This window comes from Streptomyces sp. 11x1, assembly GCF_032598905.1.
In the GTDB taxonomy this organism is placed as follows: domain Bacteria; phylum Actinomycetota; class Actinomycetes; order Streptomycetales; family Streptomycetaceae; genus Streptomyces.
On sequence record NZ_CP122458.1, the window covers coordinates 6,961,372 to 6,976,589 of the forward strand.

Sequence of the window (15,218 nt, forward strand, 5' to 3'; positions counted from 1 at the left end):
TTCGAGATCTTCAGGACGCTTCTAGTAGTGCTTGGTCAGGTCGGTATCGGTTCTGGCATGTTGCGGTGACAGGTGGGGCAGGCGCCGGTCCAGACCGCGAGGAGTAGCTGCAGTTCGCGGGCGACCTGGTAGAGGCTCAGGCCGGCGCCGTCTCTTTTGGGGACCGGGTGATGCGCTGAAGGGTGCAAAAGGCGTGTGCGACGGAGACGAGGGTGACGTGGTGGTGCCAGCCTCGCCAGGTGCGGCCTTCGAAGTGGGCCAGGCCCAGGGTCTGCTTCATCTCGCGGTAGTCGTGCTCGATGCGCCAGCGTAGTTTCGCGGTGCGCACGAGGGTGGCCAGCGCCGTGTCGGCGGGAAGGTTGGACAGCCAGAACTGGACGGGTTCGGGCTGGTCGGCGGGCCATTCGGCCAGCAGCCAGCAGACGGGCAGTTCCGGGCCGTCGCAGGCTTTGCGGATCTCGCGTCCGGCGGGCCGCACGCGCAGGGCCACGAAGCGGGAGTACATGCGCTTGACGCCGCTGCGGCCGCTGCCCGGGCGGGAGCCTTCCCGCCACTGCACCGGCCGGGCTGTCTGCTTGCCGGCCTCGATGACCAGCTTCTTCACCGTCCTGGCCGCCTCGGGATAAACCGGCTGGGGCCGAGGGCCGCGACCGCCGTAGGGCGGGGTATGCGGCCGTGCCGTTTCCGGGTGGGCGGTGGTCGTGGTGGAGATGCCGACCGCGTAGCCGAGCCCGCGTTCTTCCAGGCCCAGCCGGAAGGCTGCGGTATCGCCGTAACCGCCGTCGGCGACGACGATCGGGACGTCGATGCCCCACGACCTGGTCTCGTCGATCATGTCCAGGGCCAGCTGCCACTTCTCGACGTGTCCGACGTCGGTGGGGATGCCGCACGTGGTGCGGCGGGCCACCTTGCCCGGATCGGCCTTGGACGAGGCGGGATCCCAGCTCTCGGGCAGGAACAGACGCCAGTCGACAGCAGCCGACGCGTCGTCGGAGGCCAGGTGCAGGGACACCCCGGCCTGACAGTTGGTGACCTTGCCCGCGGTGCCGGTGTACTGCCGGGCCACACACGCCGAGGCGTCCCCGTCCTTGAGGAAGCCTGTGTCATCCACGATCAGCGCGGTCGGCTTGACCACCTGCTGCATCCGCCAGGCCAGGCGGGCGCGGACATGCGCCGCGTCCCACGGGCTGGTGGTGATGAAGTTCGCCAGGGCCTGCCGGTTGCCGTCCTCGCCCAGGCGGGCGGCCATCGGTTCCACCGACTTGCGCCGCCCGTCCAGCAGCAGGCCCCGCAGATAGACCGTTCCCCACCGGCGTTGATCCGCCCGCGCGAACGGCTCGAACATCTCTGCCGCGAAGTCCTCCAGATCACATCGGACCGCGGCAAGCTCCCCACCCATCACAACAGGTCAACGGAACAAGCGATCAAACGGACACGCCACCGGCGAGTGAACCTGACCAAGCACTACTAGGCCCTGTCGTCACATTCCCGCCTGCCCCGCGGCGCCATGCACGCGCTCTCGACGCGCCGGGCACCGACCCGAGTACGTCCGGTACGCGGGTCAGTGCCCGGCACGCCGAGAGCACGCTCCCCCGGTCTCGGCTGCGCTCGACCGGGAGGTACCCCCACGACGCCGCGGGGCCGCCCTTCGGGCGACGACGGGAATGTGACGACAGGGCCTGGGGTTCTGCGGAGCCAGGGGTGCCCTCGGCGCCCTCAGCTGATGCTAGGCGAGGGCGAGGTTTCGCTCACCGGCGCTTGCAGGGTGCCGCCTGCGCCCACCTGTGCCGCCCCAGCGGCACGACTGCCCGCAGCTGAGTGCGGCGGGGTGGGCCCCTGCGCCAGGGGTGCGGGGAACTGCGCGGGCGACTACGTACCTGCCGCAGTCGCCGCACAAGCTCAGCGCCCGAGCCATTGGGCGGCCCTGGCCGACGTGCACATGACGAAGGGCCCCTGTCCGGTGATGAACCGGACAGGGGCCCTTCGTCGCTGCTGGCCGTCAGGCCAGGGCCTCCGTCGGTTCGCCCTCCGACAGTTCGTCGCTCGACTCCCGCGCCTTCCGGGGCGCCGGAACCTCGTCGGCGAGACGGGAGTCCATGCGGGCGCGACGGTCGTCGGCCTTGGCGCAGAGGGCCTTCACCGCGAGATCGAAGCGGACCAGCGAGGGCGGGTCCGAAGGGCCGAGCAACTGCTCCTTGAGCTCGGCGCGGGCCTGCGCGAAACGGTCCTTCTCGGGGTTGCGCACCGACTCCAGCAGCGCCGGCACCCCGCCCGCCTTGGGCGTCAGCACGACACCCGCCGAGACCGTCGGGAACGCCGCCCGGAACGCCACCTCCGGCAGCCCGGACGTGTTGGCGACCGAGTACGGCTTCTCGCTCGACAGCCAGTCGGAGACCACCGACGAGACATCGCTGATCAGCAGGTCCGACGCGTTGAAGCAGGCGAAGATCGCGGGCCGCGCCTCGGTGATGATCCGGTGCTCCCACTCCGGGAAGGACGCCCAGTACGCCTTCTCCCAGGCCAGCGTCGCCTCGGCGATGGCCGCCTCACGGTCCCCGCTCGGCGTGCCCTGCAGCAGCATCCGCTCCATCTCGTCCGCGCTGGACCGGAACGACGTCGAGGTCAGCTTGTCCAACTCGGCCGTACGGCGAGCGAGTTCGGTGGCGGCCTCGGCGCCGGGGCGAGCCCCGGACCGCTTGGTGTTGGCCTCCCGGATCATCGCCATGATCCGCTCGTTCGCGGCACCCGCGCGCGGGTCGACCGAGCCGGTCATCGGGTGCGGCTTGTACAGCAGCCGGACCTTGTCGTCGGCGAGGAGCTGCCGGACGATGTTCTCGCCGGCCAGGACCACGGACGTGTTGCCGGGGTTGCCGTCCCAGCCCTCCCAGGTGGGGGCGTAGAGGACGGTGGTGTACGTGCCGGTCGGCGGGCCCGCGTACGGGCGGATCGGCGCCAGCTGCGGGCGGCCGACCTCGACGATGTCCTTGTCCTCCACGCCGACCTCGGCGAGCGCGTACCGCTCGCGCGCCGCGGGACCGGCGACCCACACCTCGTCGTACGCCTTGGCGTACGGGTTGCAGGAGGAGAGCTTGTCGCTCTCGCCGTGGTTGATGAAGGCGTGCTTGATCGTGGGGATGCGCAGCACCTGGGAGGTCTTCGCGGCGTTGGCCGGGTGCAGCATCATCTTCAGCGTCGAGTTCTCCAGGGAGAACATCGTCGAGACCTTCGGGAAGCAGATGACCGGGACGTCCGTGGCGTCGATCTTCTGCACCATGAAGCGTTCACGCAGCACGATCAGCGGCTTCTCCAGCTGGGAGAGCGTGGAGAGCCACATGTTCGCCTGGTAGGCCGACGTCGTACCGCCGGAGAAGTACATCGCGGTGGTCGGCCGGTAGTCGGCGAGCCACCGGTCCAGCCAGTCCATGACCTGCTGCTCGCTCTTCGCGCGCTTCTTCGGCAGCAGCCAGGTCGCGAGGTGGACGGTGCCCAGGACGAGCAGGGCGAGCCCGGTGCCGGCGCCGGCGAAGCCCCAGCGGGCGTCCTGCGTGGCCGCGGTGAGCATCAGGCCGGCCGTGACGGGCAGCGAGAAGGTCAGCAGCCGGTGGGCCTGGCGGCGGGCCAGGATGCGCGGCGGGGCGGCCGTCAGACGCAGCTCGGATGCGTCGACGTTGCGGGTGACGATCGGCAGGGTCCGGGTTCGGCGGACCAGCACCGAGACGGCCTGGCAGGCGAAGTGCAGCGCGTAGAAGGCGATCAGGGCGACCAGGAGGGGCGCCTGCTCGCGCTGCGCATCGACGCCGTCGATGCGCAGCAGCCCCACCAGGATCAGCATGTCGCGCAGCAGCTGGCGCACCAGCGCGTCGAAGCGGACCTTGCTCAGCAGCGCGAGCAGTCCGGGATCCCGGTACTGGAGGAACGTGTCCAGGAGGAGGCCCGCCGCGCCGGCGGCGACGAACACCGGGATGTTCGGCAGCAGTGCGGAGGCGATCTGGGCCGTGAAGAGCGCGAACATCGCGATCAGCGCTGACAGCTGCGCGATGCGGCGGGGTGCGAGGCCTGCGGAGGGCACGGGCTGGGCTCCTGCGGAGGGTGCGACGGACGAAGGGGGGAAGGTGAGTCTTGGGGGTGGCCTGAGGAGGCCGATCCCTGACCGTATGACCTAGGGAGGCCGGCGAGCAATCTCCCGCGAGGGCAATAGCCGCTAGTCGGACAAAACGCTTGGAACCTTGAGCGACGTCACACCATCTCCTCATAAAGGGCTCCGAGCCCGACCGGCCCTTCCGCCCGGGGCCCGCCCGTCCGCCCCTCGAAATGAGAACGCGTCCGGACCGCCCGCTCCCGTAGATTGCGCAGTGCACACACCGGGCTGGTTCGGAACATTGGGGATACAGGTGTCAGCGGCAAGGCAGGGCGTGCGGGACGCGCACCGGATCGTGGTCAAGGTGGGCTCCTCGTCGCTGACGACGGCCTCCGGGGGCCTCGACGCGGACCGGGTGGACGCCCTGGTGGACGTCCTCGCCAGGGCCCGCAGCGGCGGCGAGCGGGAGATCGTGCTCGTCTCGTCCGGTGCCATCGCCGCCGGGCTCGCGCCCCTGGGCCTGCGCCGCCGACCCAAGGACCTCGCCCGGCAGCAGGCCGCCGCCAGCGTCGGCCAGGGCCTGCTGGTGGCCCGCTACACGGCCTCCTGCGCCCGGTACGGCATCCGGGTCGGCCAGGTGCTCCTGACCTCCGACGACATGAGCCGCCGGGCCCACCACCGCAACGCCTCCCGCACCCTCGACAAGCTCCTCGCGATGGGTGCGCTGCCCGTCGTCAACGAGAACGACACCGTCGCCACGGACGAGATCCGCTTCGGCGACAACGACCGCCTCGCCGCCCTCGTCGCCCACCTCGTCCGGGCGGACCTGCTGGTCCTGCTGTCGGACGTGGACGGCGTGTACGACGGCGACCCCGGCAAGCGCGGCACGTCGCGGATAGCGGAGGTACGGGGCCCCGAGGACCTCGCGCACGTGGAGATCGGCAGCGCCGGCAAGGCGGGCGTCGGCACCGGCGGCATGGTCACCAAGGTCGAGGCGGCCGGGATCGCCACCGGCGCGGGCGTCCCCGTGGTCCTGACCAGCGCCGTCCACGCGGCGGACGCCCTCTCCGGCGGCGACACCGGCACGTACTTCCACCCCACCGGCAAGCGGTCCGCCGACCGGCTGCTGTGGCTCCAGCACGCCTCCACCCCGCAGGGCGCGCTCGTCCTCGACGAGGGCGCCGTCCGCGCGGTCGTCGAGCGGCGTACGTCACTGCTGCCGGCCGGCATCGCGGCCGTCGAGGGCGACTTCACCGCCGGTGACCCCGTCGAGCTGCGCGACGGCACGGGCCGGGCGGTCGCGCGCGGACTGGTGAACTTCGACGCCAAGGAGATCCCCCAGCTGATCGGCCGCTCGACCCGGGAACTGGCGCGCGAGCTGGGTCCCGCGTACGAACGAGAGGTCGTACACAGGGACGACCTCGTCCTCCTGCGTCCCTGACCAGCGGCCCCCCGGGAGGGCCCGGAGCACGCGCCCCGGCGGTGCGCGTTCCGTAAAACCGCCACGCGAAGCCCCCTGAGCCTGCTCAACTTTGTCTCAGGGAGATTCCGCAGGACCCCTTGCACGACCCATTGACGAGGCACGACATCGTTGCGAAGGAGGCCGTCGTGAGACGAGTGCGCCCCGGGGCCGCGGCGTCCCGTGGTGGTGGTTCCTCCCGTGCGGCCGGCGAGGAGCGGACGCTGACCAGCGTCGCCGCCTCGGACACGTACGAGGGCGACAGCGTCGAGAGGCCGCAGGACCTGCCCCGGCTGTGGCACGTCACGCTGAGCCTCTCCGGACCCGAGGCCCCCCTCAAGGAGGTGCGGCGCGGACTCGAACAGCTCGCCCACGACCACCCCTTCCTGCTGACCAGCCGCTACGCCCACGACCACGCCGAGATCCGCTACTGGGAGGAGGCCCGCGACCTCCACGACGCGGCCGCCGTAGCCCTGCGCCTGTGGGGTGAACACCGCCGGACGGCCGGGCTGCCGCCCTGGGAGATCGTCGGCCTGGAGGTCATCGACCGCCAGACGTACCACCAGCGCATCGCCGAGGGCTACGGACCCGCCCCCGCCACACACGTAGGGGTCCACCCGTACTGACCTCCCGCGCACCAGTCCCGCCGGAAACGCGTCCTTCGCCCGGGTGTCTCGCGCTGTGGAACACGCGAGGGGCGCCTCCGCCGGGCGGACTACCCTTCCTGTATGACCTCGCTCTCGCCGTACGACTCCATGACGCCGGTCACCCGGGCCGCCTACCGCGCCAAGGCCGCCGCCGCCGACCTCGCGCCGCTCCCGCGCGCCGACAAGGACGACGCGCTGCTCGCCATCGCCGACGCCCTGGAAGTCCGTACGAGTGAAATCGTCGAGGCCAACGCCAAGGACATCGACAAGGCCCGGGAGGCCGGTACCAGCGAGGCGATCATCGACCGGCTGACGCTCACCCCGGAGCGGATCCGCGCCATCGCCGCCGACGTCCGCGACGTCGCAGCGCTGCCCGACCCGGTCGGCGAGGTCGTGCGCGGCTCCACCCTCCCCAACGGCATCGACCTGCGCCAGGTCCGCGTCCCGCTCGGCGTCGTCGGCATCATCTACGAGGCCCGCCCGAACGTGACCGTGGACGCGGCGGCCCTGTGCCTGAAGTCCGGCAACGCGGTCCTGCTGCGCGGCTCCTCCTCCGCCTACGAGTCCAACACCGCCCTCGTACGCGTCCTGCGGGACGCCGTCGGCGGCGCGGGGCTGCCCGCCGACGCCGTCCAGCTCGTCCCCGGCGAGAGCCGCGAGTCTGTGCGCGAGCTGATGCGCGCCCGCGGCCTGGTCGACGTGCTCATCCCGCGCGGCGGCGCCTCCCTGATCCGCACGGTCGTCGAGGAGTCCACCGTCCCGGTGATCGAGACCGGCACCGGCAACTGCCACGTCTACGTCGACGCGAACGCCGACCTCGACACGGCCGTCGAGATCCTGATCAACTCCAAGGCCCACCGCGTCAGCGTCTGCAACGCCGCCGAGACCCTCCTCGTCCACCAGGACATCGCCCCCGAGTTCCTGCCCCGCGCCCTCGACGCGCTCGCCGACGCCGGGGTCACCGTCCACGCCGACGACCGGGTCATGGCCTACGCCAAGGACTCCCGGGCCACGGTCATCGAGGCCACCACGGAGGACTGGGAGACCGAGTACCTGTCGTACGACATCGCCGCCGCCGTGGTCGACTCGCTCGACCGGGCCGTGGAGCACATCCGGCTGTGGAGCTCCGGCCACACCGAGGCCATCGTGACGACCTCCCAGCAGGCCGCCCGCCGCTTCACCCAGCTGGTCGACTCCACGACGGTCGCCGTCAACGCCTCGACCCGCTTCACCGACGGCGGTCAGTTCGGATTCGGCGCCGAGATCGGCATCTCCACGCAGAAGCTGCACGCCCGCGGCCCGATGGGCCTACCCGAGCTGACCAGCACGAAGTACATCGTCACCGGTGACGGACACGTCCGACGCTAGATGCGGGCCCGCCCGTGGGGGCGTCGGTCCGTTCCTGTGAACAGCCTGGCGCCCGGCCCGCCCAACGGATGAATTTCCTTACCGTCTGCCCAAATTGACCACCCCGGTCTACTCTGGATCCTGTGCCGGAGGACGTGGGGGGCACGCCGTTCCCTGACGGCTGGGAGCCCGACGACGACCGCGACCGCGGGGGTATGGACGAAGAGTTCGCCTCCGTGGTCTTCGACGAGGACTTCGTCCGGGCGGCCGTGGTCCATGAGCCGACCGCGGTCGAACGTCTGCTCGCAGCGGCGGAGGCCCGGGCCGCCGCCCAGGAGGCCGAGGCCCGCCGGGCCCACCGCAGAGGCGTACGCGGCGACGACGACCGTCACGACGACGGCTTCGGCCCGGACGGCCCCAGGTTCGGCCACGGCCGCGACGACGACCTGGACGACTACGACGACACCGAGATCCTGGAGGGCCGCTACGGCCCCGACGGGCCCTACGGCAGGCCGTACGACAAGCAGACCCGCTGGCACCGGCCCGTCGCCTGGATCCTCGCCCTCGTGATGGGCATCGGCATGGTCGCGCTGGCCTTCACAGCGGTCTACCGGGGCGCCTCCGCCGGCCGGGGCGAGACCCCGCCGCCCGCGACCAGCGGCGTCGAACAGAATCCCCCGACCGGGCCCTCCGCCTCCGCCGACTATTCCCCGCCGGCGGTCTCCGCCGACCCCCGCTTGCCCTGACCGGGCCCCGTACGACCCAGGCCCGGCCGTCGGGCGACGCTGCGCGAACTGATGAGGACCTGTCAGAACTTGTCGTGTACCAAGGCGTTTATCGAGGCTCCGGAAGACCTACTCTCCAAGTATGGGCGGGCCAGGAAACCCACCTGAGGGGACTCCCGAGGGCGCCCCCGGCGGTGGAGAGGACGAATACCGATCCGTCGTCTTCGACGAATCGTTCGTCCGCGCTGCCCGCCTGCAGGAGTTCTCCGCCCAGGAGCGCCTCTCCGACCACGCCCCGGCCGTACGCCGCCGCCCGCCCGTGCGCCGCGGCCTCTCCCGGCAGGCGCTGGTCCTCGTCCTGCTGATCGCCCTCGCCTTCGGCACCGCGATCTACATGGGTGTGCGCCACCCGTCCCGCACCCCGGCCGCCAAGCCCACCGAACCGCTCAGAATGACCGTGATTCCGCTGTCCCCGCAGTCCGCGGTGCCCGGCGCGGAGAACGCGGAGGCGCTGTACGCGCACAGTCCGGCCGCCCAGTTCCGGATCGGCGCCGAGGGCATCACGATGCCGGCCACGCGGCGCACCGCGCACTTCACCGACAGTCAGGTCGTGTCCGCGCTGACCATCGCCAAGGAGTACCTGGTCGCCTCCGCGCTCGACCCGGAGGTCCTCGGCGGCGGCACCGTCCAGCCCGTGCGGCGGCTGCTCGACTCAGAGCAGCTCGACCAGTTCGAGCAGAGTTTCGATCAGCCGGCGGCGGACGGGCGGCACGCCCCCACGGGCTGGCTGGTCCGCTTCGACCCCTCCCGGGCGGAACTCGCCGACCGCCGGATCCGCGTCCAGGGCACTCTCCAGACCGCCGAATTCGACTCCGGCACGCTGGAGGTCGTCGCCGCCCACACCCTCGTGTACGCGCTGCGGCCGGCCGGAGGCGAGGCCGACGCCTCGCTGTTCACCGTCCGGCGGGAACTGCACTTCCGCTTCGACCAGGACGACCTGCGCACCCACCGGGCCGAGGTCGTCGTCTCCTACGTCCAGGCCGGACCGCTGGCCTGCGCCGACGACGTCACCAACCATCTGCGGCCGCTGCTGGCCGGGCAGACGGCGAAGGCAGGCGGGCCGTCCGCCGGGACCGACCCGTACAACACGGGCGCCGCCACCGCGCTGTGCGGGACCCTGGCGGAGAGTGCGCAGCCGAAGGTGTGAGGCCGGGAGTGCGTTGGCGGGTGCGGGTGGGTGGGGCTTCTCGCGCAGTTCCCCGCGCCCCTGAAAAGCAGGGGCTGCGCCCCATGCTTTTCGGCTTGCACCCCACCCACCCGCACCCGACCACCTACTCGTCGTCGCGCGGCCGGTCCTCCTGCGCGGTAGCCGCACCGCCGCCGCCGAAGCCGCGGCGGACCCGGCTGCCGAGGTCGCCCGCGCCGCCCGCGATGTCGGTGACCAGCTTCATCAGCGGGTCCTTGGAGTTCTTCACGTTGTTCGTGTAGTGCGAGGCGGACTCGCGGAAGGAGTCGGTCACCGAGGCGTCCTTGTCCTCGCTGCGCCGCGGGTAGTGCCCGTCCATGATCCGCTGGAAGTCGCGGGACTCGGCCCACTTCTTCAGCTCGGCCGCACGGACCGTGGTGAAGGGGTGCGAGCGCGGCAGCACGTTGAGGATCTTGAGGACGGAGTCGCGCAGGTCGCCCCCGGCCTCGTACTCCTCGGCCTGCGCGAGGAACGCGTCCACGTTCATCTCGTGCAGGTGGTTGCCGCCCGCGATCTTCATCAGGCCGCGCATCGAGGCCTGGACGTCCTGGCCGACCAGGAGGCCCGCGCGGTCGGCGGACAGCTCCGACTTGCGGAACCACTCGCGCAGCGCGGTCACGATCGCCATGATCGCGAGGTTCCCCAGCGGGATCCACGCGACCTTCAGGGCGAGGCTCGTCAGGAACAGCAATATCGTCCGGTACACCGAGTGGCCGGAGAGCGCGTGGCCCACCTCGTGACCGACGACGGCCCGCATCTCCTCCTCGTCGAGCAGCTCGACGAGCCCGGTGGTCACGACGATGATCGGCTCGTCCAGACCGATGCACATCGCGTTCGGCTGCGGGTCCTGGTTCACGTACATCGGCGGGACCTTCTCCAGGTCCAGGATGTAACACGCGTCCCGCAGCATGTCGTTGAGGTGGGCGAACTGCTGGTCCGAGACCCGTACGGAGTCGGACAGGAACAGCAGCCTGAGGCTGCGCTCCGGCAGCAGACCGCTGAGCGCCTTGAACACCGTGTCGAAGCCGCTGAGCTTGCGCAGCGCCACCAGCGCCGAGCGGTCCGCGGGGTGTTCGTACGCCCGGGAGGAGATCCCCTCGAAGCGCCTGCGCTGCCTGCTCGGCACGTTCTCGTGCCCGTTCTGCTCGTGGCTGTCGTCCGGCATGTTTCCCCCATGCTCTGTTTGCCCATGTTGCCCCCGAAGCGGGGTCCAGCCTAGGCGGAGTTACCGTGGCAGGGCATCAACCGTAAGGAGCGATCTCCATGGGACATCTCCCGCACCCGCCCGCGTCCGCCTGGCTCACCGAGGCCGCGGACGTCGCCGCGAAGGAACAGGGAGCGGGCAATCTGCTGCGTGTGGTGCTGATCGTGATGGTCCTGGGCTCCGTCCTGATGGCGTGGTTCCTGCTGCGCGGCTACAAGCGGGACGACTGACGCCCGCCGACGGGAAGGACGTACGGCGCGCGTGAACGGTTGCTCGTCGGTGAAGTACGCGCCGGGCGGCGCCCCCGTTCACTCCTGGGCGGAGTCGGCGTGATCGCCGACGGACCCCCCGCTTACGATGGGCGGGTCTTCATCCCGATCCCACACCCGGATAGGTCACGCCGACGATGAGCTTCCACAGCACCGCTGCCGACTTGGTCACTCTCGCCGCCGAGGGCGGCGGGGAGCACGGCGGCAACCACGAGAGCCTGAGCCCCTACCTGACCGGCGGCGGAGCCTTCGTCGCCCTGATGCTGCTGCTGTGGATCACCACCCGCTTCAACCGCGATCGCTAATCCGCGCAAAAGGACGTTCGAACGGTGTGCGCCTGCCGGGCCGGTAGGCTCTCCACGCATGGGAGAGCAGGAAATGCCTACCGGTCCGGAGCCCGACAAGGCGGCGGACCAGGCGAACGACACCACGGACGGCCGGGCCGACAGCGCCTCCGGCGCACCGGGAAACCGCCCGTCGGAGCCCGGTAGGCGCCGCCTCGGCGTGATGGGCGGCACGTTCGACCCGATCCACCACGGGCACCTCGTGGCGGCCCAGGAGGTCGCCGCCCAGTTCGGTCTCGACGAGGTCGTCTTCGTGCCGACCGGCCAGCCCTGGCAGAAGTCCCACCGCTCGGTCTCGGCGGCCGAGGACCGCTATCTGATGACGGTCATCGCCACGGCCGAGAACCCCCACTTCTCGGTGAGCCGCATCGACATCGATCGCAAGGGCCTCACCTACACGATCGACACCCTGCGCGAACTGCACGAACTCAACCCCGAGTCGGACCTGTTCTTCATCACCGGCGCCGACGCGCTCGGCCAGATCCTCACCTGGCGCGACGCGGAGGAGCTGTTCTCCCTCGCGCACTTCATCGGGGTCACCCGTCCGGGGCACACCCTGGCCGACCCGGGCCTGCCCGCGGGCGGGGTCTCCCTGGTCGAGGTCCCGGCGCTCGCCATCTCCTCCACGGACTGTCGTGCGAGAGTCGCCAAGGGCGATCCCGTCTGGTACCTGGTGCCGGACGGCGTCGTGCGCTACATCGACAAGCGGCAGCTGTACCGCGGCGAGTGAGCCGAGAGGGGCACCGGTGAACGACCGATACGACGCCGGCTACGGGGGCGGCGACCAGAGTTACGAACTCGTCGGCTACGACGAGTACGGGCAGCCGGTGTACCGACTGGCGCCCGCCCAGCAGGTGCCTCAGCAACAGGCGTACGACCCCTACGGGACACAGCAGCCCCAGGGACAGGGGTACGGCCAGGGCTACGGCTACGACCCGTACGCGACCGGCCAGACCCAGCAGCAGTACCCGCAGGGGTACGGCACGGGCGGCGCGGGCTACGACCCGGGCCACCAGGCGACGGGGCCCGGCTACGACCCGTACGACCCCTACGGGCAGACGGCCGCCACCGGCCTGCAGACCCCCGTCCCGGAGCAGACCGCCTACATCCCCCAGCAGTCGGCACCGCCGACGACCGCCGGGGAGAGCGGGCACCTCGCCGACGACGGCCCCCCGGAGAGCGGCTCCGGGGAACGGGAGTACCGCACCGAGCAGTTCGCCTTCGTCGAGGAACCCGACGGTGACTCCGAGGACGTCATCGACTGGCTGAACTTCACCGAGAACCGCACCGAACGCCGCGAGGAGGCCAAGCGGCGGGCCAAGAGCCGGATGGTCGCCCTGGTGGTGGTGCTCGCCCTGGTCGCGGTCGGCGGCGTCGGCTACCTGTGGTGGGCGGGCATGCTGCCCGGGGCGTCCTCGGACGAGCGGACCGGCACCACCACCTCGGCGGCCGCCCAGGAACGCGACGTGATCGTCGTCCACCTGCACGACACCAAGGGCGGCGGGACCTCCACGGCGCTGCTCGTGAACAACACCACCACCGAGCGGGGCGCCACCGTCCTGATCCCCAACGCTCTCGCGCTCACCGGCGACGACGGCACCACGACCACCCTCGCCAAGTCCGTCGACGACGACGGCTCCTCCGGCACCCGCGACGCCCTCGACACCGTCCTCGGCACCGACATCGAGGGCACCTGGCGGCTCGACACCCCCTATCTGAACAACCTCGTCGGCCTTGTCGGCAACATCGACGTCGACACGAACACGGACGTGCCCGACCCCGAGGCGAAGAAGAAGGGCACCGCCCCCCTCGTCACCAAGGGCAAGGCACAGACCCTCAGCGGCAAGATGGCCGTCGCCTACGCCACCTACCGCGCCTCCGGCGAGTCGCAGGACGCGCAGCTGAAGCGGTTCGGCCAGGTGATGCAGGACGTGCTGCGCAAGCTGTCCTCCGACGCCCAGGCCGCCACCGTCACCGTGCAGACGCTGGCCCAGATCCTCGACCCCTCGCTCAGCGACAAGGACCTCGGCACCTTCCTGGCCAAGCTCGCCGATCACGCCAAGGGCGGCGACTACGAGACCGAGCTGCTGCCCGTCCAGCAGGACGGCACGCTCAGCGCCGAGGACTCCGACAGCGTGGTCAAGAACCTGCTCGGCGGCGCCGCGAAGAGCCCCGACGCCGGGGACGCCGTCCGGGTCGGCATCCGCAACGCCACCGGCGAGAAGGACGCCACCGAGCAGGCCCGCGTGGTCGTCCTCAACGGCGGCTTCACGTTCCTCGACGCCGGCGCCACCGCCACCGCCCGGGCGACCTCCCGGGTCACCTACTCCGACGCGGCCCGCAAGCAGGACGCCATCGAGGTCGCCAAGACCCTCGGTTTGCCGACCGGCGCCGTCAAGAAGGGCGAGACCACGTCCAACGCCGACGTCTCCGTCCTCCTCGGCCAGGACTACGAGACGACAGGCACGACAGGCGCGACCGGGGCCACCGGCACGACCGGCACCACCGGCTGACCGGACCGCCCGGCCGTCAGCAGGCCCCGGAGCCGCCGTATCGACGCTGCTCCGGGGCCTGATCCGTTAACCCGTGGGGCGGTGTCGGTGGGGCGTGAGATCCTTGCAGTAGCCCGCGAGGGTTCCTGACCGACGACCGAAAGCCGTGCAGTGACCGCCACCGACCGTTCCCTGGAGCTCCTCCACACCGCCGCGCAGGCGGCCGCCGACAAGCTCGCGCACGATGTCATCGCGTACGACGTCAGCGACGTGCTGTCCATCACGGACGCTTTCCTGCTCGCCTCCGCGCCCAACGACCGCCAGGTCAAGTCCATCGTCGACGAGATCGAGGAGCGGCTGAACAAGGAGCTCGGCGCCAAGCCGGTCCGCCGTGAGGGCGACCGCGAGGCCCGCTGGGTGCTGCTCGACTACGTCGACATCGTCGTGCACGTCCAGCACAGCGAGGAGCGGGTCTTCTACGCCCTGGAGCGGCTCTGGAAGGACTGCCCCGAGCTGGAGCTGCCCGCCGACGCCAAGGCCACCCGCGGCAAGGGCGAGGAGCACGCCAAGCTGCGGGCCGCCGAGGAGGAGGCCGAGCTGGGCGGGGAGCTGCGGTGACGGCCGGCATCGACTCCGCGGAGCGCAAGGGCCGGGGCCGCCGCATCATCCTGTGGCGGCACGGCCAGACCTCGTGGAACGTGGAGCGCCGCTTCCAGGGCACCACGGACGTCGAGCTGACCGAGACCGGCCTCGGCCAGGCCCGTCGCGCCGCCCGGCTGCTGGCCTCCCTCAAGCCCGACGCGATCGTCGCCTCCGATCTCATGCGCGCCGCGAACACGGCCGCCGAGCTGGCCGCGCTCACCGGGCTGGAGGTCAGCCACGACGAGGGCCTGCGCGAGACCTACGCCGGTGTCTGGCAGGGCCTCACGCACGACGAGATCATCGCCCGGCACGGCGAGGAGTACGCCGCGTGGAAGCGGGGCGAGCCGGTCCGCAGGGGCGGCGGCGAGCTGGAGACCGAGGTCGCCGACCGCGCGGCCCCCGTGGTGCTCCGGCACGCCGACAAGCTCCCGGAGAACGGCACCCTGGTGGTGGTCAGCCACGGCGGCACCATCCGCACCACCATCGGACGCCTGCTCGGTCTGGAGCCCCGCCACTGGGAGAGCCTCGGCGGCCTCTCGAACTGCTGCTGGTCCGTCCTCGGCGAGGGCGCCCGCGGCTGGCGACTGCTGGAGCACAACGCCGGCACGCTCCCCGAGCCGGTGCTCGGCGACGACGACTGAGCCCCGTAAGAGGCCTGGTCACACCGCTCGGGACCCGGATTTCACTTTCCGGCTGGTCGCAGGCTAAAGTTCTTCTTGTTCGCCCCGCCGAGCGGGGCGAAACACCGAGCGACCACCGTCGGTG

Annotated in this window: 14 protein-coding genes; 11 read left to right on the forward strand and 3 right to left on the reverse strand. The window is 71.3% G+C overall.

What is annotated here, in order from left to right; genetic code table 11:
* Positions 1-136 precede the first annotated feature (136 nt).
* Entirely contained in the window at positions 137-1,399 is a 1,263-nt protein-coding gene (locus tag P8T65_RS30540; protein ID WP_198655123.1) for an IS701 family transposase, read from the reverse strand.
* 600 nt (positions 1,400-1,999) lie between these two features.
* Positions 2,000-4,069 (reverse strand): hypothetical protein, encoded by a 2,070-nt coding sequence (locus tag P8T65_RS30545; RefSeq protein ID WP_316728384.1) that lies wholly within the window; start codon positions 4,067-4,069, stop codon positions 2,000-2,002.
* A 343-nt stretch (positions 4,070-4,412) separates the two neighbouring features.
* Between P8T65_RS30545 and proB the strand changes: the two genes are divergently transcribed.
* The 5 genes from proB (at position 4,413) to P8T65_RS30570 (ending at position 9,463) form a co-directional block, all read left to right on the forward strand.
* Positions 4,413-5,519 (forward strand): glutamate 5-kinase, encoded by a 1,107-nt coding sequence (gene proB, locus P8T65_RS30550; protein WP_316731792.1) that lies wholly within the window; start codon positions 4,413-4,415, stop codon positions 5,517-5,519.
* Positions 5,520-5,695: 176 nt separating this feature from the next.
* Positions 5,696-6,163, forward strand: coding sequence for a hypothetical protein (locus P8T65_RS30555; RefSeq protein ID WP_316731793.1), 468 nt, complete (start codon positions 5,696-5,698; stop codon positions 6,161-6,163).
* Positions 6,164-6,265: 102 nt separating this feature from the next.
* Complete coding sequence (locus P8T65_RS30560) at positions 6,266-7,552, forward strand: glutamate-5-semialdehyde dehydrogenase (RefSeq protein WP_316728385.1); 1,287 nt, start codon at positions 6,266-6,268, stop codon at positions 7,550-7,552.
* A 122-nt stretch (positions 7,553-7,674) separates the two neighbouring features.
* Positions 7,675-8,277 (forward strand): hypothetical protein, encoded by a 603-nt coding sequence (locus P8T65_RS30565; RefSeq protein WP_316728386.1) that lies wholly within the window; start codon positions 7,675-7,677, stop codon positions 8,275-8,277.
* 121 nt (positions 8,278-8,398) lie between these two features.
* Positions 8,399-9,463 (forward strand): hypothetical protein, encoded by a 1,065-nt coding sequence (locus P8T65_RS30570; RefSeq protein ID WP_316728387.1) that lies wholly within the window; start codon positions 8,399-8,401, stop codon positions 9,461-9,463.
* A gap of 124 nt (positions 9,464-9,587) precedes the next feature.
* Here the strand turns inward: P8T65_RS30570 and P8T65_RS30575 are convergent, their stop codons facing one another.
* Entirely contained in the window at positions 9,588-10,667 is a 1,080-nt protein-coding gene (locus P8T65_RS30575; protein WP_184894146.1) for a M48 family metallopeptidase, read from the reverse strand.
* Between the two features lie 98 nt (positions 10,668-10,765).
* Between P8T65_RS30575 and P8T65_RS30580 the strand changes: the two genes are divergently transcribed.
* The 6 genes from P8T65_RS30580 to P8T65_RS30605 all read left to right on the forward strand — a co-directional run bounded on the left by P8T65_RS30580 (position 10,766) and on the right by P8T65_RS30605 (position 15,094).
* Positions 10,766-10,936: a hypothetical protein gene (locus P8T65_RS30580; RefSeq protein WP_184894148.1), complete on the forward strand. Its 171-nt coding sequence runs from the start codon at positions 10,766-10,768 to the stop codon at positions 10,934-10,936.
* A 176-nt stretch (positions 10,937-11,112) separates the two neighbouring features.
* Positions 11,113-11,280, forward strand: a complete 168-nt coding sequence (locus tag P8T65_RS30585; protein ID WP_045557516.1) for a hypothetical protein — start codon at positions 11,113-11,115, stop codon at positions 11,278-11,280.
* Between the two features lie 58 nt (positions 11,281-11,338).
* On the forward strand, positions 11,339-12,049 hold the full coding sequence (gene nadD / locus P8T65_RS30590) for a nicotinate-nucleotide adenylyltransferase (RefSeq protein WP_230211737.1): 711 nt from the start codon (positions 11,339-11,341) through the stop codon (positions 12,047-12,049).
* Positions 12,050-12,065: 16 nt separating this feature from the next.
* Positions 12,066-13,832: an LCP family protein gene (locus tag P8T65_RS30595; RefSeq protein ID WP_316728388.1), complete on the forward strand. Its 1,767-nt coding sequence runs from the start codon at positions 12,066-12,068 to the stop codon at positions 13,830-13,832.
* 150 nt (positions 13,833-13,982) lie between these two features.
* Entirely contained in the window at positions 13,983-14,429 is a 447-nt protein-coding gene (gene rsfS, locus P8T65_RS30600) for a ribosome silencing factor (RefSeq protein ID WP_184894153.1), read from the forward strand.
* Positions 14,426-15,094, forward strand: coding sequence for a histidine phosphatase family protein (locus P8T65_RS30605; protein ID WP_316728389.1), 669 nt, complete (start codon positions 14,426-14,428; stop codon positions 15,092-15,094). Before rsfS ends, P8T65_RS30605 begins: the two co-directional genes overlap by 4 nt.
* Positions 15,095-15,218: the final 124 nt, after the last annotated feature.